This window comes from Rhizobium sp. WSM4643 (genome assembly GCF_025152745.1).
GTDB classification, from domain to species: Bacteria; Pseudomonadota; Alphaproteobacteria; order Rhizobiales; family Rhizobiaceae; genus Rhizobium; species Rhizobium leguminosarum_I.
On the sequence record NZ_CP104040.1, the window covers coordinates 349,424 to 375,802 of the forward strand.

General features: G+C 60.4%; 26 protein-coding genes. 25 read left to right on the forward strand and 1 reads right to left on the reverse strand.

The features are described from left to right. Positions 1 to 223 precede the first annotated feature (223 nt). From N1937_RS01760 to folD, 24 genes are all read left to right on the forward strand, one after another. Positions 224 to 1,135 carry a flagellin N-terminal helical domain-containing protein gene (locus N1937_RS01760; RefSeq protein ID WP_017967039.1) on the forward strand — a complete coding sequence of 304 codons (912 nt, stop codon included), beginning with the start codon at positions 224 to 226 and terminating at the stop codon, positions 1,133 to 1,135. A gap of 300 nt (positions 1,136 to 1,435) precedes the next feature. Then, complete coding sequence (locus N1937_RS01765; RefSeq protein ID WP_162117820.1) at positions 1,436 to 2,398, forward strand: flagellin N-terminal helical domain-containing protein; 963 nt, start codon at positions 1,436 to 1,438, stop codon at positions 2,396 to 2,398. A gap of 202 nt (positions 2,399 to 2,600) precedes the next feature. After that, positions 2,601 to 3,230 carry a hypothetical protein gene (locus N1937_RS01770; protein ID WP_170256280.1) on the forward strand — a complete coding sequence of 210 codons (630 nt, stop codon included), beginning with the start codon at positions 2,601 to 2,603 and terminating at the stop codon, positions 3,228 to 3,230. Then, the gene (locus tag N1937_RS01775) at positions 3,227 to 4,555 is read left to right on the forward strand and encodes a MotB family protein (RefSeq protein WP_222294972.1); all 1,329 of its coding nucleotides are present in this window, start codon (positions 3,227 to 3,229) and stop codon (positions 4,553 to 4,555) included. Before N1937_RS01770 ends, N1937_RS01775 begins: the two co-directional genes overlap by 4 nt. A 4-nt stretch (positions 4,556 to 4,559) precedes the next feature. After that, positions 4,560 to 5,855, forward strand: a complete 1,296-nt coding sequence (gene motC, locus N1937_RS01780; protein ID WP_222280809.1) for a chemotaxis protein MotC — start codon at positions 4,560 to 4,562, stop codon at positions 5,853 to 5,855. After that, complete coding sequence (gene fliK, locus N1937_RS01785) at positions 5,852 to 7,285, forward strand: flagellar hook-length control protein FliK (RefSeq protein ID WP_260057294.1); 1,434 nt, start codon at positions 5,852 to 5,854, stop codon at positions 7,283 to 7,285. Before motC ends, fliK begins: the two co-directional genes overlap by 4 nt. Further along, entirely contained in the window at positions 7,233 to 7,790 is a 558-nt protein-coding gene (locus tag N1937_RS01790; protein ID WP_260059041.1) for a lytic transglycosylase domain-containing protein, read from the forward strand. Before fliK ends, N1937_RS01790 begins: the two co-directional genes overlap by 53 nt. 280 nt (positions 7,791 to 8,070) lie before the next feature. After that, on the forward strand, positions 8,071 to 8,742 hold the full coding sequence (gene rem / locus N1937_RS01795) for a transcriptional activator Rem (protein WP_162117814.1): 672 nt from the start codon (positions 8,071 to 8,073) through the stop codon (positions 8,740 to 8,742). A gap of 126 nt (positions 8,743 to 8,868) precedes the next feature. Further along, positions 8,869 to 10,176: a flagellar hook protein FlgE gene (locus N1937_RS01800; protein WP_017967047.1), complete on the forward strand. Its 1,308-nt coding sequence runs from the start codon at positions 8,869 to 8,871 to the stop codon at positions 10,174 to 10,176. Positions 10,177 to 10,195: 19 nt separating this feature from the next. Beyond that, positions 10,196 to 11,683 carry a flagellar hook-associated protein FlgK gene (gene flgK / locus N1937_RS01805; RefSeq protein ID WP_260057295.1) on the forward strand — a complete coding sequence of 496 codons (1,488 nt, stop codon included), beginning with the start codon at positions 10,196 to 10,198 and terminating at the stop codon, positions 11,681 to 11,683. Between the two features lie 3 nt (positions 11,684 to 11,686). Next, complete coding sequence (locus tag N1937_RS01810; RefSeq protein WP_017967049.1) at positions 11,687 to 12,733, forward strand: flagellar hook-associated family protein; 1,047 nt, start codon at positions 11,687 to 11,689, stop codon at positions 12,731 to 12,733. A gap of 34 nt (positions 12,734 to 12,767) precedes the next feature. Continuing rightward, positions 12,768 to 13,115, forward strand: a complete 348-nt coding sequence (flaF, locus tag N1937_RS01815; RefSeq protein WP_027666404.1) for a flagellar biosynthesis regulator FlaF — start codon at positions 12,768 to 12,770, stop codon at positions 13,113 to 13,115. Continuing rightward, on the forward strand, positions 13,112 to 13,561 hold the full coding sequence (gene flbT, locus N1937_RS01820; protein ID WP_003556571.1) for a flagellar biosynthesis repressor FlbT: 450 nt from the start codon (positions 13,112 to 13,114) through the stop codon (positions 13,559 to 13,561). The genes flaF and flbT overlap by 4 nt, the downstream gene beginning before the upstream one ends. Further along, a complete protein-coding gene (gene flgD / locus N1937_RS01825) occupies positions 13,552 to 13,980 on the forward strand; it encodes a flagellar hook assembly protein FlgD (RefSeq protein WP_170262892.1) in 429 nt (142 codons plus the stop codon). Before flbT ends, flgD begins: the two co-directional genes overlap by 10 nt. Before the next feature lie 99 nt (positions 13,981 to 14,079). Continuing rightward, complete coding sequence (gene fliQ / locus N1937_RS01830; protein ID WP_017967052.1) at positions 14,080 to 14,346, forward strand: flagellar biosynthesis protein FliQ; 267 nt, start codon at positions 14,080 to 14,082, stop codon at positions 14,344 to 14,346. A gap of 234 nt (positions 14,347 to 14,580) precedes the next feature. Beyond that, the gene (gene flhA, locus N1937_RS01835) at positions 14,581 to 16,668 is read left to right on the forward strand and encodes a flagellar biosynthesis protein FlhA (protein WP_017967053.1); all 2,088 of its coding nucleotides are present in this window, start codon (positions 14,581 to 14,583) and stop codon (positions 16,666 to 16,668) included. Continuing rightward, complete coding sequence (locus N1937_RS01840) at positions 16,665 to 17,417, forward strand: flagellar biosynthetic protein FliR (RefSeq protein WP_162117811.1); 753 nt, start codon at positions 16,665 to 16,667, stop codon at positions 17,415 to 17,417. Before flhA ends, N1937_RS01840 begins: the two co-directional genes overlap by 4 nt. Positions 17,418 to 17,421: 4 nt before the next feature. Continuing rightward, positions 17,422 to 17,835, forward strand: a complete 414-nt coding sequence (locus N1937_RS01845; RefSeq protein WP_017967055.1) for a hypothetical protein — start codon at positions 17,422 to 17,424, stop codon at positions 17,833 to 17,835. A gap of 32 nt (positions 17,836 to 17,867) precedes the next feature. Beyond that, positions 17,868 to 18,431: a rod-binding protein gene (locus tag N1937_RS01850; RefSeq protein ID WP_017967056.1), complete on the forward strand. Its 564-nt coding sequence runs from the start codon at positions 17,868 to 17,870 to the stop codon at positions 18,429 to 18,431. Between the two features lie 124 nt (positions 18,432 to 18,555). Further along, positions 18,556 to 18,921 carry a hypothetical protein gene (locus tag N1937_RS01855; protein WP_003556590.1) on the forward strand — a complete coding sequence of 122 codons (366 nt, stop codon included), beginning with the start codon at positions 18,556 to 18,558 and terminating at the stop codon, positions 18,919 to 18,921. Further along, on the forward strand, positions 18,921 to 19,460 hold the full coding sequence (locus N1937_RS01860; RefSeq protein WP_260057296.1) for a hypothetical protein: 540 nt from the start codon (positions 18,921 to 18,923) through the stop codon (positions 19,458 to 19,460). Before N1937_RS01855 ends, N1937_RS01860 begins: the two co-directional genes overlap by 1 nt. A 291-nt stretch (positions 19,461 to 19,751) precedes the next feature. After that, positions 19,752 to 20,591, forward strand: a complete 840-nt coding sequence (locus tag N1937_RS01865; RefSeq protein WP_170256272.1) for a WecB/TagA/CpsF family glycosyltransferase — start codon at positions 19,752 to 19,754, stop codon at positions 20,589 to 20,591. Between the two features lie 156 nt (positions 20,592 to 20,747). Next, positions 20,748 to 22,517, forward strand: a complete 1,770-nt coding sequence (locus tag N1937_RS01870; RefSeq protein WP_260057297.1) for a succinoglycan biosynthesis protein exop — start codon at positions 20,748 to 20,750, stop codon at positions 22,515 to 22,517. Positions 22,518 to 22,637: 120 nt separating this feature from the next. After that, positions 22,638 to 23,537 (forward strand): bifunctional methylenetetrahydrofolate dehydrogenase/methenyltetrahydrofolate cyclohydrolase FolD, encoded by a 900-nt coding sequence (gene folD / locus N1937_RS01875; protein WP_260057298.1) that lies wholly within the window; start codon positions 22,638 to 22,640, stop codon positions 23,535 to 23,537. 113 nt (positions 23,538 to 23,650) lie between these two features. On the opposite strand, the gene N1937_RS01880 is transcribed toward folD, so the two are convergent. Then, positions 23,651 to 24,676, reverse strand: a complete 1,026-nt coding sequence (locus tag N1937_RS01880) for a LacI family DNA-binding transcriptional regulator (protein WP_017967062.1) — start codon at positions 24,674 to 24,676, stop codon at positions 23,651 to 23,653. Positions 24,677 to 24,969: 293 nt separating this feature from the next. On the opposite strand from N1937_RS01880, the gene N1937_RS01885 reads away from it, so the two are divergent. After that, positions 24,970 to 26,331: an ABC transporter substrate-binding protein gene (locus N1937_RS01885; protein WP_017967063.1), complete on the forward strand. Its 1,362-nt coding sequence runs from the start codon at positions 24,970 to 24,972 to the stop codon at positions 26,329 to 26,331. Positions 26,332 to 26,379: the final 48 nt, after the last annotated feature.

Consider the following 26,379-nt stretch of genomic DNA (forward strand, 5'->3'; position numbering starts at 1 on the left):
CGGTCTCCGGCGGGCAGCCAGGAATCGAGCCGCGCTTCCATGGAGCGCGGCTTTTTTAGATTCCGTTAACTGTTGATTAACCATAATGCTGTCTTCTGCGGTCAACGAGACGGCGGGTTAACCAAATTTAAGAACCGGTTAACAGGCATGAGGCTGGTCCCCGTTCCCGGTAGCTTTCCGGAATGTCCCTTTTTTCCATCTGCCAACAAGGGGCAATCATTTTATGACCAGCATTTTGACGAACGTCGCGGCGATGGCCGCTCTTCAGACACTCCGCGGCATCAACGACAGCCTTGAGACGACGCAGAACCACGTATCGTCGGGTTACCGCGTCGAAAAGGCCGCCGATAACGCCGCCTATTGGTCGATCGCAACGACCATGCGTTCGGACAACAAGGCACTATCCGCCGTTTCCGACGCTCTCGGCCTCGGCGCCGCCAAGGTCGACACCGCTTACTCTGCCATGGACAGCGCCATCGACATCATCAGCGAAATCAAGGCGAAGATCGTTGCCGCGACCGAAAAGGGCGTCGACAAGACCAAGATTCAGGAAGAAATCAGCCAGCTGCAGCAGCAGCTCCTGAGCATCGCGCAATCGGCTTCCTTCTCCGGTGAAAATTGGGTTGCCGGCGCTGACGGCACCAAGAGCGTCGTTTCCACCTTCGTGCGCGATGGCAACGGCAATGTCTCGGTCAAGACAACGGACTACATTCTCAACTCGGGCTCCGCAGGCAACGTCCTCTTCGGCATGACCACGACTGGCACGATCGAGACGAGCTCCGGCATTCTCGGCACATCATCCGGTACAATCGGCTCGATCTACTCGATGGATATCAGCACGTTCGGCTCACCTGAGATCGCCATGGCCCTGACCTCGATCGAGGCCGGCCTCGAAGCGATGACCAAGGCTGCGTCGCAGCTCGGCTCGATTTCCACTCGCATCGAGCTGCAGGAAAACTTCGTCGGCGCGCTCAGCGACTCGATCGACTCGGGCGTCGGCCGCCTCGTCGATGCCGACATGGAAGAGGAATCGAGCAAGCTGACGGCGCTGCAAACGCAGCAGCAGCTGGCCATCCAGTCACTGTCGATCGCCAACTCCAGCGCTCAGAACATCCTCACGCTGTTCCGCAGCTAAATCAGACGCTGAAGCTGGACCGAATCTTGCGCCATCGTCTGGCAGCAATCGAAAACCCTCCTGGACCGCGCCCGAAATGGCGCGGTTTATTCTTTTATATCAAAGGTTTGGTCGGCACTTCGATCGCTGCGCCATGCTCAGTGCTGCGCTCTTGCCCAACAGGTTGTTATCGAGTTAACTTCGCCTTGAGTTGATTTGCTTTTGCGACACGCCGGTAGAAACTCTGCCGGAGGCATGACGCCACTTCAGTCGCCGCCGGCAATCCGGCCTGCCCTATCACCCCGATTCCGAGACCTGTCGATGACCGTTAAGATTACCAGCGCGGCCGCGGTGAATGCGCTTGCGGTGCTGCGCAGCATCAACAAAGAAGCCAACCAGACCCAACAGCAGGTGTCCTCGGGGTATCGTATCGAGACGGCCGCCGACGATGCGTCCTACTGGTCGGTCGCGACCGTCATGCGCTCGGACAGCACCAATCTCGGAACGATCGGAGATGCGCTCGGTCTCGGCGCTGCCAAGGTGGATGCCACCTACACGGCGATGAACTCGGCGATCGATCTCATAGGCGACATTCGCGCCAAGTTGGTTTCGGCAAGAGAGCCGGGCGCCGACAAGGACAAGATCAACGCCGAGATCGGCGAGTACAAGGAACAGCTGCAGACGGTCGTTGAATCGACGTCGTTTGCGGGTGAAAACTGGCTGTTGAACGGCGATACCGCCGCGCCGCCGAACTGGCAGGTCATCTCTGGTTTCGTGCGCGCTCCGACCGGCGAATATCAGGCCCAGACCATCGATTTCCCATCCTCGCAGACCATTCTCGTCGATAAGAACAATGCGAGCGGCGGCCTGCTGACCAAGCCGGTCGATGCCAACGCCATCAATAACAGCGGCACGACGTCGCGGAACTACTATTTGCTGAACGCCAATTCCACCACGCCGGCTATCGGTACGGAAATTGCGATTGGCAAGAGCACGACCGATGCGCAACTTACCGACATGCTTGACGTCACCGACTCGCTGCTCTCCTCGCTGACGACGACGGCCGCGTCCATCGGCGTGATGAAGACCCGCATCGACGATCAGATCGACTATACCGCCGATCTGTCCGATTCGATCGACAAGAGCGTCGGTGCGCTCGTCGATACCGACATGGACGAGGCTTCGATCCGGCAGAAGGCGATCGAAACCCAGAAGCAGATGGCCGTCGAAGCGATCTCGATCCTCAACACCGCCGCCAGCAAGGTCCTGATCCTGCTGGAGTAGGGGGTGGGCGCGATCACGGGTGGCGGCGCCATTCATCCTCGCGCAAGTTTGACTTCTTAGTTTCCGGCATGAAGGCATCGTTCGAATCCGTGCCGGCGCAGGGTCAGGCCCTTGCCCGTTTCGAAGGGAGATGCCGGCGCGCAAGGTCACTTTGGGCGGGGGCGGGCATGCTGCATGCCTCCCGAATGCTGGATGGTTTTTTATGAGCATTACGCTTTCCCGGTATTTGAAGGATTTCGGTGAACCGGAATCGTCAGCGCCGATCCTTGATATGGACGATTTCGGCGGCGACCCTTTCCCCGAAATGCCGAGCGAACCGGCGATCGACGTCGAGGCGGAGCGCCGCGAAGCCTATGCGGAGGGTTATGCCGCAGCGACCGTGGAATTGACTGAGAAATACGAACTCGAGGCGCGGATGCTGGCGGAGGTCCATGCGCGTGAACTCGAAGAGCTGAAGCTGCGTTACGAAGTCGAGGCGGCGGCGGTCATTGCATCCCGCATCCGCGATATCGCCGAAGAGGTCGCGCAGCTGGTCAGCGCCGGCGCCGCCGTTGCCATCGCGCCTGTGATGACCGAGGCGCTTGCCGCCAAGGCTGCCGAGAGCCTCGCCTCTCTGCTGCGTGACGCGATCCTCGAAGGCGCGGCTGGAGCGGTCGTCGTCAGGGGGCCGACCCGGCTTTTCGACATCTTGAAGGCCGAGCTCGGTGAACATGCCAGCGCGGTTCGCCACATTGAGACCGACGATATCGATCTTGCCGTCGAAATCGGTGATTCCGTTATCGTCACCCGTATGTCCGCCTGGGCGGCCAGCTTGAAGAAAGTTCTCGAATGAGCGAAGGCGAAAACCACCACCACGGCAAGAACGAGATCATCATCGTCAAGAGACATGGCGGCGGTGATCACGATGGCGCCCATGGCGGTGCATGGAAAATTGCCTATGCCGACTTCATGACGGCGATGATGGCGTTCTTCCTGGTCATGTGGCTGGTCAATGCCGCCAACGAGGAGACCAAGGCCTCGGTCGCGACCTATTTCAATCCGATCAAACTCTCCGACGAAAAGCCGACCGAGAAGGGCCTGAAGAAGCCCGTCGACAACGCCGAGGGCGAGGAGAAGCAGGAGAAGTCGAAACAGAAGGAAGAAGATCCAAACGACGGCAAGGCTGCGGCCGATGGTGACGACCAGACATCGACATCAGGCGACCAAACCAATTATTCCGAGGCCGATTTCTTCGAAAATCCTTATTCGGTTCTGGCCGAGATCGCCCAGGAAGTCGGCCAGCAGGCCAATGTCAGCGCCAAGGGCGACGGCGGCGCCGCCGATTCCGGCCCGGCCACCGGCGCCGATGGCGGCGAGGCCTATCGTGATCCCTTCGATCCGGATTTCTGGACGAAACAGGTTGAGGTCACGACGGCCGGCAAGACGTTGCCGCCCGGCAAGAGCGACCAGCAGGCGGTCGAGAGCGAGACAAGCGAGATCGCCAAGGTCGAGGATATGAAGCCTGTACCGCTGATCACCGATCAGAAGGCCGCCAAGCAAACCAAAGAAACTCAGGAAACCAAAGGCGCGGTCGACGCCAAGGACGGCAAGGCGCCGGCCGGCAAGTCGCCCGAGGACAAGAAGGCCGAAGCTCAGAAAGATGCCGATCACCAGAAGGATGCGGACAAGCGCGCCGCCGAGGCCGAGCAGCAGCAGAAGGAAGCCGAGCAACTGCAGGCAGAGATCGCCCAGCAGATCGGCGGCGTTGCAGGCAAGCTCGCCGAAGGCCTGAGCGTGACGGCGTCCGAGGGCGGATTGCTGGTCAGCATCTCCGACCAGACCGACGATTCCATGTTTAATATCGGTTCTGCAGTTCCGCGCCAGGAAATGGTGCTCGCCATGGAAAAGATCGGCGCGATCCTGAAGGCGAGGGGTGGTGCGGTTGCCATCCGCGGCCACACGGACGGGCGCCAGTATAAGGGCACGCAGAACGAGAACTGGCGGCTTTCGATGGATCGTGCCCAGAGCGCCTACTACATGCTTGTGCGCGGCGGGCTCGACGAGAAACGCATCTCGCAGGTCTCCGGCTTCGCCGACCGTCGGCTGAAGCTGCCGTCTGACCCGTTCAACGCGACCAACCGCCGGATCGAGATTCTGGTGCAGGCGGATCAAGGATAGTCGAATGGCGCGTCGGCAGCATCGCTACGTCGGATTTGTGGCCCTTGGCCTGGCGATGTTTTCGCCGGCCGCAGGCAATGCACAGGATCCGGATGATCTCGCGCCGTACAAGATGCTGCGGTCGCTGCAATTCGTGCAGGATTCCGTCGTCAGTGGCGATCATTCGGCCGGCGAGATGCAGCGCTTCATGCTGGGTACGATCGACGAACGGCTGCGCACCGTCGATCCTTCGACGTTCGACGACGACCGCAATGTCGACGCAGCGCTGATCTACGCGATGAGCGGCGGCAATCCCCAGACGCTCGAATATCTGATTGCCCACGACGTCAACGGCTATTTCGACAACCGCGTCACCGATGTGCTGCGCAAATATCTGAGCGGCAAGGGGCTCCTCGTCGCCAAGACGCTGGTGGAGACGGCCAGGGAATATCGCGACAAGAAGATCGGCCCCTATCTTGCGCTGATCGGCGGCAACGTGTTGATCGCGACGAAACCGGCTGACGCGCTAGATCTCTACGACCAGGCGCGTCTTGCAGCACCCGGTACGATCGTCGAGGAGGCGGCGTTGCGCCGCTCCGTGGCCATCTGCGTCGACAAGGGAATGCTTGATAAGGGAATGGCCTATTCGCAGCGTTATGTCAGACGCTTCCTGCATTCGCCCTATGCCAGCCAGTTCGCCGATCTTTTCGTCACGCTCGTCGTCGGTCACGATCACGATGTGAAACCACAGGACGTCATCGACATTCTGTCCTTCATGGACGCTCCGCGCCAGCGCGAGGTCTATTTGCGCATTGCCCGCGCAGCCGCGATATCAGGCAAGCCGGAGCTGGCGCGCATGGCGGTCGGACGTGTGCAGTCGCTGGGCGCCGGCACCGACAATGCCTTCGGTCCGCTCGCGGATTTCTATGGCGGTATGGCCGGCCTTCCGACAGAGGATATCGACCGGGCAGCGAAGAATGTCAGCGGCATCGACGGCAACGCGCTTTCGCCGCGGGATCAGGCGCTGCAGGAGGCGGCGCGCTCGGTTGCCGAGCAGATCCTGCGTGCTCCCGACCCGGCAAGCCTGACGCAAGCCTCAGATCCTAACACTGACCATCAAGAAATCACTTCTGAAAAGGCTGTGGCTATAGCTACGCAACCGGGAGCGCCAAGCGCGCTTCCCGAGCCTGTTCCAGGAGGTGTGGCATCGACTGGCCAAAGCCGGGATACCGACCCCTCATTCAACGCATTTGTGACGACCAATCGATCCAAGCTCGACGAGATCGACGGTCTTCTGGCGCAGGAAGGCAACGAACAATGATGGATATGAGCGTCTCGGGCGGAGCCCCCAGTGCGGAGTCCGCCGCGATTGCGAAATCTGCGCGACCGGCCGGAAAAGACGATGCCGCCGGCCAAAAGAACGGCTTCTCCGACGCGCTGGCCAAGGCAAGCGGCAGTGCTGCCAATGACGATGCCGACGATGCGCAGCCGGATCAGGGCGTGGTTGCCGATGGCAGCACTGAGAAAGCGGCGCGGACGATCCGCGGCCGCAACGGCGCAAAGCCGTTGATCGATCTTGGCGACGCCGCTCTGAAGGCACAGGCGGAGGTGCAGCCAGAAACGATTGCCAATGTTGAAAAGGTCGCGCCAAAACCCGCGAAGGCCGAGATCAAAATGCCGGCCGATCTCGCCTTCGGCAAGCGCGATCCGAAGGACAGTCCCGCAGACGAGGTTGCTCCGGCAGCCAAGGGCGGCAAACACACCAAGGCCGACGCGCTGGAAACCGATACGGACAACGTCAGCGACGATGATGACGGCGGTATTTCCGATGTTCTCGGCCTGCTGAAGCAGGAACGTGCCGATGGTGCGGTGACCTTGCCGACGGCGGCAGCCGCGCATCACGTCTCCGCCAAGGTCGACGAGGCTGGAACGGCCGACAAGAAACTCGATGCCAAGGCGGGCGGCCACGCGTCCGACGCCCTGGCGGCGGTCAGCAGCAACATCGGGAGCGGCACGGCGGATGACATCAAGGTTCGCGGATCGGAGGCTGCCGAAGCTGCCGATGGCAAGACATTCAGGATCAGTCGCGCCGATGGCCGCGGCGTCTCGATGGATGTCCAGATCGGCGCCGATCAGGCCGGACCGAAGGATGGGTCGAAGAAAGCCGATGTCGAAAACGTTTCGGTGCTCGAATCGCGCCGCTATATCGGCCTGATGCAGAATTCGAATTCCGCCGCCGTGACCGCTGCTCTCTCGGGCGATTCCGAATGGGCGCGCGCCATGGAGCCGAGCTCGGCGCTCTCCAACGCAGCGGAATGGACGAGCACCGGCAAGGTGGTCAATACGCTGAAGATCCAGATGAACCCACTCGACCTCGGCCTGGTGACGGCGACCATGCGCCTGTCCGGCGATGCTCTGAACGTCGATCTCAAGGTCGAAACCGGGGCGGCTTACCGTCAAATGAAGGAAGATCACGGCAAGATTCTCGAAGCTCTGCGCAGCCAGGGCTACGCGGTCGAAAACGTCACCATCAGCATGGCGCCGGTCGAGCGTCCCGACGCCGGCAACCAGGCGGGCAGCCAGGCCTCCCAGCAGCAATCGCCTCCCCAGCAGGGGCAGGGCGGCGAGGCGCGCGAGCGCCACAATCAGACGGCACAGCGGACGGACGGAGGCTTCAATGGTGCAGGCGAGACGGGTATTGACGACGCTCGTACTGGCGGCAGCAGCGGCACTGGCGGCGTTTATCTCTGAGGCATCAGCCTCCACCGGCGCCTGCGAGCGTGAGATCCAGTCGGCAGCGGCTAAATACGGCATCCCGGAAGGCATCCTCTATTCGGTCGGTCTGACGGAGACCGGCCGCAAGGGCTCGCTCTATCCTTATGCCATGAACATCGAAGGCAAAGCGATCTTTCCGCCCTCGGAGCAGGACGCGATGCGGCAGTTCGATGTCGCCCGTGGCAGTGGCGCGAAGCTCATCGACATCGGCTGCATGCAGATCAACCATTATTATCACGGCGAGAATTTCAGTTCCGCCGAGGAGATGTTCGACCCGCATCGCAATGTGGAGTATGCTGCAAAATTCCTCCGCAACCTGCATGACCGTCATGAGACATGGACGATGGCGGTAGCCAGATACCATGCCGGACCCAACAACAATCCGGCACAGAAGCAATATGTCTGCCGCGTCATCGCCAATCTGGTCGCCACGGGCTACGGTAAGTGGACTCCCAATGCGAGTAACTTTTGTCAAAATTGACTCAACCAAAGATGGAAGAGGCATATTGTGACGAAATTGTGTCACAATGTGGCAGGAATCCGGCGTGAATCTCCTGCGCAAGTCATATTTAACCGACCGTTAACTTTTCCACGAAATTTTGGTGTGCATAGTCAGGCGTACCCACTAGATATAGATCAAATCGCTACGCAGATCTTAATCAATTATTAATTTCTGCCATTAACTTTAACGAGTTGTCGCCGATTCGTGCGATTCGTACCCATAGATCATCGAAGTGCCACACTGATTCGGAGGCGGACGAATGATCGTAGTGGTTGATGAGCGTGAGCTTGTGAAAGACGGATACACATCTCTGTTCGGGCGTGAGGGTATTCCCTCCACCGGCTTTGATCCGGCGGAATTCGGCGAGTGGGTACAGACCGCCGCCGATTCCGACATAGCTGCAGTCGAGGCCTTCCTGATCGGGCAGGGCCAGCGCAACTTCGAACTGCCCCGGGCGATCCGGGATCGGTCGATGGCGCCGGTGATTGCGGTCAGCGACCAGCACTCGCTCGAAAACACCCTTGCGCTGTTCGACTGCGGCGTCGACGACGTGGTGCGCAAACCGGTGCATCCCCGCGAGATCCTCGCAAGGGCGGCTGCGATCCGGCGCAGGCTGAAGGCGATCGCCAATTACACCGAGATCGGCGGGATCCGCGTCTACTCGGATGGTCGTGACCCCGAGATCAACGGCGAAGTCTTCGCACTTCCCCGCCGCGAGCGCCGCATCCTCGAATATTTGATCGCCAATCGCGGTCGCCGGGTCACCAAGACCCAGATCTTCAACGCTATCTACGGCATCTTCGATGAAGAGGTCGAGGAGAACGTCGTCGAAAGCCACATCTCGAAACTGCGCAAGAAGCTGCGCAAGAAGCTCGGCGTCGATCCGGTCGATTCCAAGCGCTTCCTTGGCTACTGCATCGATTGGGCCTGATTTTCTCGGCCGGGCGGCGGCGCCCGGCTGAACCGCATTATCCGGCCTCGCAGCTCACATGACAGACAGCTTCACGCAAGGCCCGACAAATACTCTCGTGCATAACAGGTAAAACGAGGTTTTCAGATGAGCATTTTCGGCAGCATGAAGACGGCAGTATCGGGGATGAACGCTCAGGCCAACCGCTTGAGCACGGTCGCCGACAACATCGCCAACGTTAACACCACCGGTTACAAGTCCGTGTCGACGAGCTTCTCGTCGCTGGTTCTGCCTTCCTCGGGCGGCAATTACAATTCCGGCGGCGTTCAGTCCTCGGTCCGCCAGTCTGTCTCCGACCAGGGCGATATTTCCTACACCACCTCGGGCACCGACCTTGCGATCTCGGGCGACGGCTTCTTCATCGTTCAGGGTGCGGACGGCACGCCGGTTCTGACCCGCGCCGGCGACTTCACCAAGGACGACGAAGGCAATCTCGTCAACGCCGCCGGCTTCATGCTGATGGGCTATTCCTACGACGCCGGCTCTCCGGCCGTCGTCGTCAACGGCTTCGATGGCCTCGTTCCTGTCAACGTCAACCAGGAAGGGCTGACCGCCATCGCCTCGACATCCGGGGTCTTCAAGGGCAATCTCGATTCCGGCGCCAACATCGCCCCGGTCGCTCCTGCGACGCTGCCGAGCGCCAACGCCGCCACCACGACGGCCGACACCAAGAAGTTCTCGATGGTCGCCTACGATACGCTCGGCAACAAGGTGATGTACGACTTCTACTTCACCAAGACCTCGGTCGCGGCGACGCCGCCGCCGGCACCTCCTGCCGTTAATAGCAGCTGGCAGGTTGCGATCTTCCGCAACGCCAATGCGGCAACGGGCGGCACGACCTCCTTTCCCTACAGCGCTGGCGGCGCCGTTGGCACAACCACGCTCGATTTCGACGCCAACGGCAAAATAACCAACTCGACGGGCTCTGTTAACATCGCCGATACTGTGACGGGTCAGACCATCAAAATGGATCTCTCCGGCTTCACGCAGCTCGGCGCAGCCTTTGCCGGCACGGGTACGCCGAACGGCCAGGCGGCAAGCCCGGTCAAGGACGTCACGATTGATGGCGACGGTATCGTCTACGCCAAGTACGAAGATGGCACCAACAAGCCGCTCTACCGTATTCCGCTGGCAAACGTCGCCAGCCCCGACAAGCTGACGCTCCAGAGCGGCAACGTCTACAGCGCCAACGGTCAGTCAGGCGTTACCGTTACCGGCTTCCCGCAGACCAACGGTCTCGGCACTATCAAGTCAGGCGCCCTCGAAGGCTCGAACGTCGACCTTGCCGGCGAACTGACCGAGATGATCGAATCGCAGCGCAGCTATACCGCCAATTCCAAGGTCTTCCAGACGGGGTCCGACATTATGGACGTCCTCGTCAACCTCAAGAGATAAGCAAGGTACCGGGTAAGCCATGTCGCTCACATCCGCACTTAATACCGCGCAGAACATATTCAACAATACCGGCACTCAGAGCAGCGTGGTATCGAACAATATCTCCAATGCCGGCAACAAAGATTATGTGCGCCGGCAGGCGATGCTCACCACGTCATTGAACGGTGCCCAGGTCGTCAAGATCGACCGGGCGCAGGAAGATGCGTTGCTGCGTCAATACCTGAAGACATCCTCTCAGGACAGCGCCCAGCAGGCGTTGCTCGGCGGTCTCGAGGACCTGAAGTCGATCGTGGGTGGCAACGACTACGAAACGTCGCCATCCACCTATCTCGGTGTTTTTCAGCAGAAGCTTCAGGCCTTCCGCACGACGCCAGGCAGTACCGTCGCCGCTCAGGGCGCCATCACCGCCGCCCAGGACGTCGCCAACTCGCTGAACAATGCCTCGCAATCCGTTCAGGACGTTCGCGCCACCGCCGACAAGCAGATCGCCACCGCGGTCGATAAGCTGAACACGCTCCTCAGCGACTTCGAGAAGGCCAACAATGCGGTGAAGACCGCCACGGCCTCGGGTGCGGATGCATCCGGAGCTCTCGACGAACGTGAGAAGGCTCTCAAGCAGATTTCGCAGATTGTCGGCGTCAACACGACGACACGCGACAATAACGACATGGTGCTGAGCACGTCTGACGGGACGATCCTCTTCGAGACGGTTCCGCGCACCGTGACGTTCAAGTCTCAGGATATCTATACCGCAACCACTGTCGGTAATTCGGTATATGTCGACGGTGTGGCCCTTCCGCGCGGCAGCGGATCGACGACGACAGGGCAGGGAAGCCTTCAGTCTCTCCTCCAGGTCCGCGACGAGATCGCCCCGAACTTCCAGAAGCAGCTCGACGAAATCGCCCGCGGCCTGGTCTCGCTCTTCAAGGAGCAGAACACGGCGGCCGGCCCGACCTATGTGCCTGGTCTCTTCACCTGGAGCGGCGGCACAGTCGATACCGGCGCCACCGCGGTTGCCGGCATGGCGTCGACGATCAGCGTCAGCAGCACCGTCATCACCTCGCAAGGCGGCGATCCGATGCGCTTGCGCGATGGCGGTGTCAACGCCAACGGCGTCGTCAACAATCCTACCCATCTCAGCGGCTACACGACGGACCTCGATCGTCTCTATACCGCCTTGGGCTCCGACATCGATTTCGATCCGGCAGCGGGACCGGCGGTCGGCTTCGACGCCACGACGGGCATCGATTCGAACGTCAGCATCATGGAATTCGCCACGAATTCGCTGGGCTGGCTCGAGCAGTACCGCAGCAACGCCACGACGGCGGCGGAAAACACCTCAGCGGCGCTGTCACGCTCCGACGAAGCCTATTCGAATGAGACGGGCGTCAACCTCGACGAGGAGCTGACGCTGCTCCTCGATATCGAGCAGTCCTACAAGGCGGCGACCAAGATCCTCAACGCCGTTGACGAAATGTTGAAGTCATTGCTGGATATTGCGAGTTAAGCCATGAAGAGCTCTTTTATTTCAAGTTCGGCCATTCAGAACGCGATGCGCTTGACGATCCGTCAGGGGCAGAACCAGATGACCAAGGCAACGATGGAAGCGACGACGGGAGTCTATGCGGATATCGGTATCTCGCTCGGCGGCAACGCTGCCAGGAGCGTCGACTTCAGCCGCGAGGTCGACAGGATAGACTCGATCAAAGCAAGCAATTCGCTCGTCACTGCGCGCATGGAATCCTCGCAGCTCGGCCTTTCCAAGATGAAGGACGTCGGCGACGGCCTGGTTTCGAAGCTGACGGCGCTCCAGGGCAGCCACGACCCCGGCAGCATCACCGTCGCCATCCAGTCGGCGACCAGCGCCCTGTCCACCATGATGGACACGGCCAATACCATGGTGAACGGCGAATATCTGTTCTCCGGCATCAACACCGATGTTCAGCCACTGACCGACAAGACGACCGCGACGAGTGCCGCCATCGTTACGGCCCTGAACGCTTATGCGGCAGGACTCCCGAAGGCGGTCAAAGATCTGACCGGCGCCGAAATGAGCACCTTCATCACCACAACGGTGGAGCCGATGTTTAGCCAGGCCAACTGGACCAACGCGACGACCGGCTGGTCGCAGGCATCGAACCAGAACATGACGAGCCGCATCAGCAACTCCGAAGTGATCGAATCCTCGACCAATGCCAATTCCGAGGGCATGCGTTACTTCGCGCTCGCCTCGGTGATGACCTCGGCGCTGTTGGGCCAGGATCTCAGCAGCGATGCGATGAGCACGGTGTCCAAGCAGGCGATCAGCTATACGACGAAGGCAACCAGCGGCCTCGTGACGCAGGCAAGCCAGCTCGGCCTTTCGCAGGAGCGCGTCAAGAAGTCCAACGACGCGCTCGATGCCCAGTCGAATATCATCAAGAACAAGCTCGTCGATCTCCAGGGCGTCGATCCTTACGAAGCCTCGACCCTCGTCAAGACTTTGGAAACGCAGCTTGAAACCGCTTACACGATTGTCTCGAAGATCCAGCAGTTGAGTCTAGTAAACTACCTTTGATGAGCAAAGGCGCGCAATAAAGAAGGATGCATGAATGTATCAGTTCTCATATGCCGAAGTCATGCAGGACTCGGTGGCCGACGCTAAAGAGCGGGAATGGCAGGTTCTCGACCGGTCCATAGACCTGCTGTCGTTGGCGCGCGAAAAGGAAAAATACGGCCGGGAAGCCATTGAAGCCCTGTTTTATACCCGCCGGGTGTGGATCAGTTTCATCGAGGATCTCAAACATCCCGACAACCAGCTGGAGATCGGGCTCAGGGCCAACCTCATCTCGATCGCAATCTGGATATTGAAGGAATGCGACAGGATCAGAAAACGTCAGTCCAATAACTACCAGGGCATCATCGACGTTACCACCATCATCAGGGATGGACTTAAATGAAAAGTACACTTCGCATTTCTCTGAAAGCCGGAGAAAGAATCTTCATCAACGGCGCTGTCCTGCGCGTCGACCGCAAGGTCGCGCTGGAATTCCTGAATGATGTGACGTTCCTTCTGGAAAATCACGTCCTCCAGCCGGAGGGCGCCACAACGCCGCTGCGTCAGCTCTATTTCATTGCGCAGATGATCCTCATCAACCCTGAGGGCAAGGATCACTCGACGGCGTTGTTCCGCAAGTCGATCACCATGCTGCTCTCCTGCTTCAAGAACGAGGAGATCCTCGCCGAACTGAAGCGCATCGATGCACTCGTCTCGACGGGCCGCGCCTTCGATGCGTTGAAGGCGATCCGCGGCCTCTACGCGATCGAAGACAATATCCTCAACAACCACGAAATGCCGCCGACGATGGTCGAGCAGATTCGCAGGGAGATTGCACCATGGCGGTAGATGCAACATCAAGCGTGGCCAAAACGAGTTCGACGAACACGACGAACACGGCCCAGCAGAAGGCGACGCTGAACTACGACAATTTCCTTCAGCTGCTTATCGCGCAGATGAAGAACCAGGATCCGACCGATCCGGTCGACGCCAGCGAGCAGATGTCGCAGCTGGCGAGCTTCTCGCAGGTCGAACAGACGATCCAGACCAATACCAAACTGGACACGCTGCTCGCCAGCTCGAGCCTCACCCAGGCCAGCAGCTACGTCGGCAAATACATGGAAAGCGCCGACGGCACCGTCAAAGGCACCATCGAATCCGTCAAGGTTTATTCCGACGGAATCATTGCGACAACCACGGCTGGCGGTAATATACTCGTGCAGGCGGGAATCACTGTTGCCGACAAGGCGCCGACCAGCGATACCTGATACTAACGGCGCCGATGCGCAGTATGGCTCGGTTGATACCAATCAATGGCGGTCCGGCCACGGCGGGGCCACTTCAAGGCGATATGAGGTTGCCTTCAAATGAATGAAGCTGATGCATTGGATCTGTTCCAGGCGGCGATCTGGACCGTCCTGATTGCCGCGGGTCCCGCCGTCATCGTCGCGATGGCAGTTGGTCTCATCATTGCGTTGATCCAGGCGCTGACCCAGGTGCAGGAAGCAACGCTGACCTTCGTGCCGAAGATCGTCGCGGTGCTGATCACGGTCGGCGTCACCGCACCTTTCGCCGGCTCGCAGATCTCCATTTTCACCAATCTGGTCTTTTCGCGCATCCAGTCCGGCTTCTAGAACAGGATGATTCTAGGCCGGGTCGGCCCAAAATCTGAATCCTGTTCTACATTATATAGTTAGAGCATAACGTCGTCCGAAAACCGCTTACACTTTTCGGCATCATGCTCTAGAGCAATTCCAGCAAAAGTGCGCAGCGGTCGGGCCACCTTCGCGCAAGCTTCGCCATTTAACTCTCGATCCGAATTGGGCGGGCCGCATGTCCGCCTCCTCTCATGAAGAGACGGAATCGTCATGGCGCAACCACCTGCACTGCCCCTTCCAAAAGTCGCCCCGAGCCTGCGCGATGTCGGATTTGCCCTTGGCATCATTGGCATCATCTGCATTCTCTTCCTGCCGATCCCGCCGTTCCTGATCGATATGGGACTGGCCTTCTCGATCGCCTTTTCGGTGCTGATCCTGATGGTCTCGCTGTGGATCCAGAAACCACTCGACTTCTCGTCTTTCCCGACCATTCTGCTGATCGCGACGATGACCCGGCTGGCGCTGAACATCGCGACGACACGCGTCATCCTGTCCCACGGCAATGAAGGCCATGAAGCAGCGGGCGGCGTCATCGCCGGTTTCGCAAGCCTGGTGATGTCCGGCGACTTCGTCATCGGTCTGATCGTCTTCCTGATCCTCATCACCATCAACTTCATCGTCATCACCAAGGGCGCCACGCGTATCGCCGAAGTCGGCGCGCGTTTCACCCTCGATGCCATCCCCGGCAAGCAGATGTCGATCGACGCCGATCTCTCGGCCGGTATCATCGACGAAAAGGAAGCCCAGCGCCGGCGCAAGGAACTCGAGGAGGAAAGCTCCTTCTTCGGTGCGATGGATGGTGCGTCGAAGTTCGTGCGCGGCGATGCCGTCGCCGGCCTCATCATCACCTGCATCAACGTCTTCGGCGGCATCATCATCGGCTACTTCCGCCACGGCATGCCGATCGGCGAAGCGGCCGACGTCTTCGTCAAGCTCTCCGTCGGCGACGGCCTCGTCTCGCAGATGCCGGCCCTCATCGTTTCGCTCGCCGCCGGCCTTCTCGTCTCTCGCGGCGGCACCGTTGGCTCGACCGACCAGGCGGTCGTCAACCAGTTGAGCGGGTATCCCCGCGCGCTTTCCGTCTCGGCCGTGCTGATGTTCGTGCTGGCCCTGATGCCGGGCCTGCCGTTTGTCCCCTTCGTAATCCTCGGCGGTCTTCTCGCTTTCGGCGCCTGGTTCATCCCGCGTCAGGTCGAAGCTGAAAACAAGCTTCGCCGCGAGCAGGAAGAAAAGAAGGTCGTCCAGAGCAAGGAGCTGGAAAAGGATTCGGTCAAGTCGGTGCTGCGCACCTCGGAGATTGAGCTCGCGCTCGGCAAGATGGTCTCGACGCGCCTGCTTGGCGCCCACCAGGAGCTCGCCTTCCGTGTCGGGAAGATGCGCAAGAAGTTCGCTACGCAATACGGTTTCGTCGTGCCCGAAATCAAGGTGACCGACGATATCGCCATTGCCGAGAAGTCCTATCAGATCCGCATCCACGGCACGACGGTCGCCTCCAATCTGCTGCGCGTCGGCGAAGTTCTCGTCGTGACCGGCGCCGGCCGCCGGCCGAGCATTCCCGGCGACGAAATCCGTGAACCCGCTTTCGGTATGCCTGCCGTCTCGATCCTCGAAAACTTCGCCGACGATCTGAAACGCGAGGGCTTCCAGCCGATCGACAACGTCTCCGTCGTGCTGACCCACATGAGCGAGGTCATCCGCAACAACCTGCCGCAGCTTCTGTCCTACAAGGACGTGAAGGTGCTGATCGATCGGCTCGATCCCGAATACAAGAAGCTTGCCGACGAGATCTGCTCGTCGCACATGTCCTATTCGGGCCTGCAGGCGGTGCTCAAGCTGCTGCTTGCCGAACGCGTCTCGATCCGCAACCTGCACCTCATTCTCGAAGCGGTGGCCGAGCTTGCCCCGCATGTCAGGAAAACGGAGCAGATTGTCGAGCACGTCCGCATCCGCATGGCGCAGCAGCTCTGCGGCGACCTCGCCGACAACGGCGTGCTGCGTGTGCTGCGGCTGGGCAGCAAGTGGGATCTGGCTTTCCACCAGGCGCTGAAGCGCGACGCCAAGGGCGAGGTGATCGAATTCGACATCGATCCGCGCAGCCTGGAAGAGTTCAGCGAGCAGGCCACCAAAGTTATCCGTGAGTTCATGGATCGCGGCCTGCCATTCGCCCTTGTCACATCGCCGGAAACACGCTCCTATGTGCGCATGATCATCGAACGGCTGTTCGCCACGCTCCCGGTCCTGTCGCATGTCGAACTGGCCAAGGGCATCGAGATAAAGATTTTGGGCTCTATTTCATGATAACAGACCCGCAAGGGACCGTTCTCGCGCTGTTTCTGGTTTTCTGCCGGATCGGTGGCTGTGTGCTGGCTCTTCCGGGTTTTTCCTCGGCGCGCGTGCCCGATCAGCTGCGCGTCTTCATCGCCGGCGCGCTCTCGATCGCCGTCATGCCGTTGCTCTGGGACACCGTCTATCCGGCCGTTCACACCGGTGCCGGAACCTATATCGGCCTGATCTTCAGCGAATCGCTGATCGGCGTGATGTACGGCATGCTGGCGAGGATCTACACGATCGGCATGCAGTTCGCCGCGACGATCATCGCGATGATGGTCGGCTACACCCAGCCGGGTTCCGCCGACATCCTCGAAGACACGCCGGAGACCAGTCTTTCCGGCTTCATTACCTTTGCCGGCATCATGATTCTCTTCATCATGGATTTTCATCACATCGTCTTCCGCGCGCTGATCGATTCCTACACGACCATGCCCTTCGGCGGCCTGATGCAGATGCGCGCGACGCTGATCTCCTTTACCGACACGCTGGAGCAGACCACCTACATCATGCTGCGGCTGTCGAGCCCGTTTTTGATCTACGGCATGATCTTCAACGTCTCGATCGGTTTCATCAACAAGCTGGCGCCGCAGATCCCGGTCTACTTCATTTCCACGCCCTATCTGCTGATGGGCGGGCTCTTCCTGATCTATTTCTCGATCGCGGCGTTGATCAACCAGTTCGGCCAGTCCTTCGGCTCGATCTATATCGGGCGATGAGGCGATGATCGAAAAGAAGCGCTCCCAAAAGCTCAAGCGGCTGCTCTCAGTGCAGCGGCATATCGAAAGAATGGCCGAGAACGACCTGGCCGAAACCAGCCGTCAGCGTGTCGAGGTCAATGTGGCGATGGACGATGTCATCCTGGCGCTCGGCTCGATGGACCCCGTCCACCACGCCTTCTCGCAGAATTACGCCGACCGGTTCGGCAGGCTCACCATCAAGGACCAGCAGCTGACCGGCATGCAGCAGGTCCACGAGATGCGGCTGACACGCGAGCGCGCCAAGGGCGACCGCCTCGAAGACGGCATGAAGGAAGCTCTCGAAGCCGAGCGCCGCGAGGCAGATGACAACGCCGTCTACGATGTCATCGATCAGCAATTCGCAACGCCAGCCTCCAGCAAGCTTCAAAAACCATAGTCGTTACGATCTTAAATTCAGAGGATTGTAACGTGGCTATTTCGCCCCCCAGTGATCTGGTCCTGGACGTTGTCAAAGCTGCCGACCCCATGGAGGTTCAGGCAGCCCAGGAAAAGTTGAAGGCAAATCGTGCGGCCTTTGCCGCAACAAGCCTCGCCGAGAATGGCAAGGGCTTCTCCAATACGGTCGACGTTCTCGATCATATCGGCCAGAAGAGCGGCCTCGCAAACATCCAGAACCGCACCAAGGCCGAGGACGTTCCGGAAAGCTACCGGAAGTTCGAGGCCATGGTCCTGCAGAATTTCGTCAAGTCCATGCTGCCGAGCGAAAGCGAAGACGTATACGGCAAGGGCGCGACCGGCGATATCTGGAAGGGCATGATGGCCGAACAGCTCGGCAACACCATGGCCAAGGGAGACGGCATCGGTATCGCCAAGCAGATGTACAGCGAGCAATTGCGCCGGCAGGAAGGCAAGGTCGTCAATGCCTCCACCAACGATGATGACCGCAACACTGCGCTCAGCATGATCGACGACTTCCAGCGCAAGACCTTCGGCACGCCGACTGCCGAAGCCAAGACCGACAGAACAAGATGATTTGAGGCCCGTTGGCCTAAAATCTGAATCCTGTTCTCAATTAAATAGTTAGAGCATGACGTGGTCCGAAAACCGCGCACACTTTTCGGCATCATGCTCCAAACGACGCATAACCGGGGTTACAATGGAAATAGTTTCGAACGAATACAGGATCAAATCCGTTCTCGGACGCCTCGAAATGATCATCGACAATGAGAACACCCGGATCGGCAACGATCCGCAGTTCGATCTCAAGGTCTCCAACGCGCATAAGAGCCGCTGCCTCTACGAGCTGTCGATGCTTTTCCGCGACACCGATCCGGCCGAGCTTGCCGCTGCCCATCTCGATCAGTTGCACGGATTGAAGAAGAAACTGGTTCTGAATGCCCGTCGCGTCGAGGCGCATCTCGAAGCGGTTCGCGCCGTCGCCGACCTCCTGAAGAACGCGGTTCAGGACGCCGATGCCGACGGCACCTATTCCCAGGAACAATTCGCCGCGCGTGGAAACTGATGATCAAGCTCGTCCTCACCGGTGTCTGGGTTTGCGCCATCACCTTGGCATCGGTCTATTTCTCGGTGTACCTGGCGACGGCGCCGGCGCCCGCAGCAACGGATTCCAAGCAGAGCGCTCTTGAACTGGTGAAGGGCGAAACGATCACGGTGCCGATCATCGGCAACGGTGCGATCACCGGTTACTTCCTCGGCCGCGTTTCGTTCATGATGAACAAGGACATGCTGAAAGGCGTGACGCTGCCGCTGAGCGAGATGACGACGGACGAGCTTTTCAGCCTGCTCGTCGGCAACAAGATGGTCGATATCGCCCACATCAAGTCCTTCGATCCGAAGGCCTTCCGCGAGGAAATCAAGAAGGGCATGAACGAGCGCCTCGGCGGCGAATACGTCGCCGACGTGATGCTGGAACAGCTCGACTATCTCTCCAAGGAAGAGGTCAAGGAAAGCTCCGCCGGTCAGCCGAAGAAGGTGGGCGCACCCGTCAAGATCGTCGAGACCGCACCGGCCGCCGAAGCACCGACGCCGGCGGCCCACTAAACATCATTAGCTCATCGACGACAAACGGCGCCCGAGGGCGCCGTTTGTCGTTGGCGCATGTGGTTAATAATCCACTTATACGAGCATGGAAATTCAAGGAATTTTCCTAAGGGTTGTTTGAAGCTGTCCTGTTATATCAGGTGTCACAGCTTGGCATGCGCCGCTTATCCGAGATCGGAGCGACGCCGTCCCGGCGGGACGCGACCGGTCCTTTCGAGACCTCCGGTGCGGAAATATGGGCTTGTTTTCCGGGATGTCGGGCGCATGCAGCACCCTCGGCAGGAGGTAGGAATGAATCTGATTGCAAACTTCGCGGTGCTCGCATCGCGGCGGACGATCTTTGATCTGCCGGTCTGCGATCTCGGCTGGGACGACGCCCTCGTTTTCATCAACGAGCTGGCCTCCATTCCCGTCGGCCAGACCGTGGTTTGTTTCGTCAACGCCCACAACATGCTGACGGCACTGCGCGACGACGAATATTACCGGATCATGTCGCACAATCTGGTGCTGCCGGACGGCATCGGCCTCAATATCGCATCGCAGATCGCCCATGGTTCGCCGTTTCCCGCCAATCTGAACGGCACCGATTTCGTGCCGGCCTTCCTGACCTTCATGGAGGCGCCGCGTCGCATCGGCCTCATCGGCGGCGAGCGTTCGGTCGTCGAGGCGGCGGCGGAAAACTTCCGCAGGCACACGCCCTGGCACGAATTCGTCGTCGTTTCCGACGGTTACTTCGACAAAGTCGATCCTACTGATGTCATCGAGGAGCTCGAGCGCCAGAAGGTCGATATCCTGATCGTCGGCATGGGGACGCCGCTGCAGGAGAAATGGGTTCACGATCATATTCGCGCCGATCATGCGCGCCTGGTGTTGACGGTGGGCGCTCTCTTCGACTTCGTCTCCGGCGCCGTCCCGCGTGCGCCGAGGACGGTGCGGATGATGCGCCTGGAATGGGCCTATCGCCTGCTGCAGGAGCCGACGCGCCTCTGGCGCCGTTACGTTGTCGGCATCCCGGTCTTCCTTTTCCACGTCCTGCGCTACCGCTTCCGCCGACGCGAAAGGATCCTTAGCCATCCGGAAGAGCACGGCAGCGCGCTGCAGCCGCGGTCGGACCATAAGAAGGCGAGCTGACCTCATAGCGTCGCGCGTCTAACAAGACCCGCGACTCAGCAATTCTTGCCCGCTGCGGTTAACCATTTCTTTGCCATGAATATTTAGAGTGGCTTAATCATCTGCATCCGTGCGGATGAGCGAACCCGGCCATCATGTGCATGAGATGTGGCGCAAATGTACGATATCAGGGCCAGAAACAACTTCCAGGATCGCGCAGCCGCGGGGCCGCGCCACGATGACGATTCTTATGCGGCGCCCCCGTCGAGCCGGCCTGATATCGCGCCGCCCGAGGCCGAATTGCTGCGCGCCATCGGCCGGGTGCTCGAGGAGCAGCGCGCCAGGGCGGCGCGCACCGCACCGCTGGTCGACCGCATCGAAACCATCCTCGGCAACCGCCTCCGGGCCGCCAACGACGTCGGCCGTCCGCTTCTTCAGGAGCCGGCGGGCGATGAAGAGCTGAGTGTTGTGGCCGACGAGCCTGTGATCTCACCCGAACCGCAGGCCGCGATTCGTGAAGAACCCGCCGAGCCCCGACCGACCGCGCCGCGCCGCCGCGTCGGCGGCATTGGTCTTGCGATGATGGTGGCCGCCGCGACGATCGTCGGCGCGGGCGTGCCGGCGCTGATGCCGGCTTCGCCCGCCCTCTACCGTGCCGAGGCGACACTTGCGGTGAAGAGCGATGCTGCAAGCCGCGCTGCCTTTACCCAGGCTGCGGCCAAAGGGCTGCTGTCGGCGCGCATGGTTGCCTCGACGGTCGCCGCTCTGAAACTCGATCGTGATCCCGAATTTGCCGGCACCAGCGCCAATGCGCTCGGCGTCGCGCTCGATCTCCTCTCGGCGACCGGTGCCGCCGCCGATCCGGCTTCGCGCGCCGAGGCGACGCTGAAGCATGCGGTCGAGATACTGCCCGATGCCGCTGCCGGCACGATCCTCGTGAGGGTGACGACCGGCGCCAGCGGCAAATCCATGCGCATCGCCACAAGGCTTGCCGAAGCGGTTTCTACGGCAGACGGACCGGGCGACGTCGAAACCGATGCCGCCTTGCGCAAAACCTATGAGGAGGCGAAGGCGGAGCTTGCCGCCTTCACGGCAAAGAGTGGCGAGGGCAACGTCAAGGTGGCGATCGATCTTCGCCGCCAGATCGACCAGCTCGATGCCGATCTGAAAGCGGCCGACCAGAATATTCTTGCCGCCAAGGCGCAGACCGACCGGCTCAAGGCGGCAAAACTTACCGAAGTGCTCGACGGTTCGCTCCCCTCCGATATGCTCTCGCCGGCGCTGCAGAGCTGGCGCGACAAATATGCCGTCGCCAGGACAGCGCTTGCGCAGCTTTCGGCCGAGCTCGGCCCGCGCCATCCGCGCCTCTTGCAGCAGCAGGCCGAAACCGACGGCCTGAAGGACAATATCGGCAAGGAGCTGACCCGTCTTGCCCAGACTGCCAACCTCGCTGCCAAGGCCGCCGTTGATGCGCGCAAGGGCCTGAACGACCGCCGCAATACGCTGATCGCCCAGAGCCGGGACACCGGCGTCGATTTGTCACGCCTGACCGAGCTTAGCGAAAAGGCCAATGCCGTGCGCTCGCGCCTCGAAGAGGCGACGTCAGCAGCGGTGGAAACCGCCACCGACGGTCGTATCGTTCTCCTGAAGCCGGCATTGGCAACCGCGGTCTTGGGCACCGATGGCCTGACCGGCCGTTGGCTGGCTGGTGCCGCGGCGGGCCTTGCGATAGGCATTGCTGCGGCTTTCCTGCTGCGGCTGCGTCGGCCCGTCGCCGATCCCGCAAGGAAGAAAACGCCGGCGCCCCGGCCACAGGTTCCACTGCCGTCGATGCCCGCGCAAGACCCCGCGCCAGTCGACGAAATGGAGGTGCTGCGCTCCGAGATCTCCAGCCTGCGCGACCGGCTTCGTGTTCATGCGTTCGAAGCGCGACAGCCGCTGCGTTGAAGGAACATTTCCTTGCATTTTTGATATTGCATTGCTGCTTTCCGACAGGATAGGGCGTTAGCGAGCATTTGAAGCTCGTCAACTATCCATAGATTGACGCGAAACAGGGCGGAGAGACGCGTGACGACAGTAATCGACGGCAAGAACGTAGCTGCATCGGTCATTCAGACGGTCAAGAGTGCGACGGCAGCGCTGGAAAAAAGTACCGGCGTCACCACCGGCCTTGCTGTCGTCATCGTCGGCGACGATCCGGCAAGCCACGCCTATGTCGGCTCCAAGGGCCGCATGGCCAAGGAGTGCGGCTTCAAGTCCGTTCAGCACACGCTGCCGGCCGAAACGAAGCAGGAAGAGTTGGCAGCTCTGGTCGCCACACTCAACGCCGATCCGTCGATCCACGGCATTCTGGTGCAGTTGCCCCTGCCGAAGCCGCTCGACAGCGAGGCGATCATCCAGTCGATCCTGCCGGAAAAGGATGTCGACGGCCTGAGCGTCGTCAATGCCGGCAAGCTCGCCACCGGCGACCTGAAGACCGGACTGGTCTCCTGCACCCCGGCCGGCGCCATGGTGTTCGTCCGCCGTACCCATGGCGAGGATCTCTCCGGCCTCAACGCCGTCGTCATCGGCCGCTCCAACCTGTTCGGCAAGCCGATGGCGCAATTGCTGCTCAACGCCAATGCGACGGTGACGATCGCGCATTCCAGGACCAGGAATCTCGCCGAGGTCTGCCGCAACGCCGATATCCTGGTGGCCGCCGTCGGCCGGCCGGAGATGGTCATGGCCGATTGGGTCAAGCCCGGTGCGACGGTCATCGACGTCGGCATCAATCGGGTGGCAGCCCCCGAAAGAGGCGAGGGCAAGACCCGGCTCGTCGGCGATGTTGCCTTCGAGGAGGTCTCGGCGGTCGCCAGCACCATCACCCCGGTTCCCGGCGGCGTCGGACCAATGACCATCGCCATGCTGATGGCCAACACGGTTATCGCCGCCCACCGCACTGCAGGGCAGACGCCGCCACAGTTTTGATGAGAGCATGATGTCGAAAAGTGTGAGCGGTTTTCGGACGACATCATGCTCTAACTATATGATGTAGAGCAGGATTCAGATTTTAGTCCGATCCGGCCTAAAATCATCCTGTTCTAGGCCTGGGGAACGGGACCGGTCGAAGCCCTGACGATCAGCTCGGTCTTCCAGAGCTCCTGGTCGGGGAAGGGGCCGGCCTGCTTCACGGTGCCGATCAGCCGCTGCGCAATGCGAACGCCCGCCGCCCGCAATGAAGAGCGCGTCGTCGTCAGCGGCACGGAAAAGCTTTCCGGTTTCAGCAGCGGCAGCACGTCGTCATGGGCGATCAGCGAGATATCCTCACCGAGCCGCAATCCTGCCTGGTTGACCGCGCGGATCGCGCCGAGCGCCAGCACCGTACTGGAACAGAGGATCGCCGTTGGCCGCTCCGGCAATTGCAGAAAATGTTCCATCGCCAGCAGGCCTTGCTCGTCCGTCATCAGCGCGTGGCTCATGCAACCCTCCGCGAGCGCGAGCCCGCGCTCGGCAAGGGCTGATATGACGCCGTTCTTCCTGCGGATGGCGAAATCGAGATGCATCGGTCCGTTCATTAGCGCAAAGCGCGTATGGCCGAGCTGCAGCAAGAGCCGCGTCGCATCGTAGAAGGCGCCTTCATTGTCGATATCGAGATAGGGATAGTCCGGCTCCGAACCGAAGGAGCGGCCGTGCACGACATAGGGCATCGACAGTGATTTCAACATGGCGAGCCGCGGGTCGTGGCCGCGCATATAGGCGACGAACAGGGCATCGACATTGCCGCTGATCGCAAGGCGGCGAAGGGCCGCTACCTCGTCATCCGGGTCGGCCGGCATGATGACGAAGTGGAAATCGTGGCGGACGGCCTCTTCGCCGAGCCCGGCCAGGAATTCACCGAAATGCACGTCGGACTGGTGGCCGGGCGCCGTCGGCATGACGAGGCCGATTGAGCCTGCCTTGCCGGTCGCAAGTCGCTGCGCTGCCTTGTTCGGCCGGTAGCCCGTCTCCTTGACAGCCTGGAGCACACGCTCCCGGGTCGCCTCGTTGACCTCGGGATAGCCATTCAGCGCCCGGCTCACCGTCGTCTGCGACAGTCCCAGCAATTCCGATAGCTGTTTGAGATTCACCTGCTATGCTTCCTCCCGGCCCGCCTGTCAGCCGTCCTGAAAAGGCCTGCCGCCTCCCAGTGGCATCCAAAGCGCTTTCAATTATGTATCATCTGGCGCGCTTGACTCAAGAAAAATCGCTCCATATTTCCCGATAGGCATTGCTGCGCCGCGATATCCAGCATGTATACGGCGGGTTCTCGCGAATTGACTTGACTCCATTCCACCGACAGTGGAATGAGTTGGGTGTCAAAGCGCTTTGAAATTTCTTTTTGGAGGGAATTCGGCGCGGATTGTGATGGGAGGTTGATCACATGAAAAAGTCATTTTTGATGGGCGTTGCCGTGGCAGCGCTTTTTGCCGGTGCTGCGTCCGCGGCCGATTTGAAATTTGCCCCGGGACAGGATTCCAAGTTCAACTGGAAGAGCTATGACGAGTTCAAGGCTGCTCATGCCGATCTGAAGGGCCAGCCGCTGACGATCTTCGGGCCGTGGCGCGGCGAGGACGAGGCGTTCTTCCTGAGCGTTCTTGCCTATTTTACCGAAGCCACCGGCATCGATGCCAAATACTCCTCTTCCGAAAACTACGAACAGCAGATCGTCATTGATACGCAGGCAGGCTCGCCGCCGAACATTGCCGTTCTGCCGCAGCCGGGCCTGCTGGCCGATCTCGCCAGCAAGGGCTTCCTGACGCCGCTCGGCGATGACAACTCCAAGTGGATCAAGGACAACTACGGCGCCGGCGACAGCTGGGTCGGTTACGGCACCTACAAGGGCAAGGACGGCAAGGAAGCCTTCTACGCCTTCCCTTATAAGGCCGACGTAAAGTCGTTGGTCTGGTATGTTCCGGAGAACTTCGAGGAAGCCGGCTACAAGATCCCCACGACCATGGAAGAACTGCATGCCCTGACCGATCAGATCGTCAAGGATGGCGGCGTTCCCTGGTGCATCGGTCTCGGTTCCGGCGGCGCCACCGGCTGGCCGGCGACCGACTGGGTCGAGGACATCATGCTGCGCATGCAGCCACCGGAAGCCTACGACAAGTGGACGACCAACGAGCTGAAGTTCACCGATCCCGCCGTCGTTGCCGCGATCGACGAGTTCGGCAAGTTCGCCAAAAACGCGAAATACGTCGATGGCGGCGTCGCTGCCGTGGCCTCGACCGATTTCCGCGACAGCCCGAAGGGCCTCTTCGCGGTTCCGCCGAAGTGCTACATGCACCATCAGGCCTCGTTCATCCCGTCCTTCTTCCCCGAGGGCACGAAGCTCGGCCAGGATGCCGACTTCTTCTACATGCCGACCTTTGCTTCGCATCCCGAACTCGGCAAGCCGGTTCTCGGCGCCGGCACGCTCGTTTCGATCGCCAAGGACTCGAAGACGGCCCGCGCCTTCATCGACTTCCTGAAGACCCCGATCGCCCATGAGGTCTGGATGGCGCAGTCGAGCTTCCTGACGCCGTATAAGGGCGTCAGCACCGAGGCCTATGCCAACCCGCAGATGAAGAAGGAAGGCGAGATCCTGACGTCGGCCACCACCTTCCGCTTCGATGGTTCCGACCTGATGCCGGGCAAGATCGGCGCCGGCGCCTTCTGGACCGGCATGGTCGATTTCGTCGGCGGCAAGTCGGCCGAAGAGTCTGCAGGCGAAATCCAGAGCGCCTGGGACGGCATCAAGTAATCTTTTAAAATTATGCCGCCGGCTTGCCGGCGGCATGGCTTGCATGAC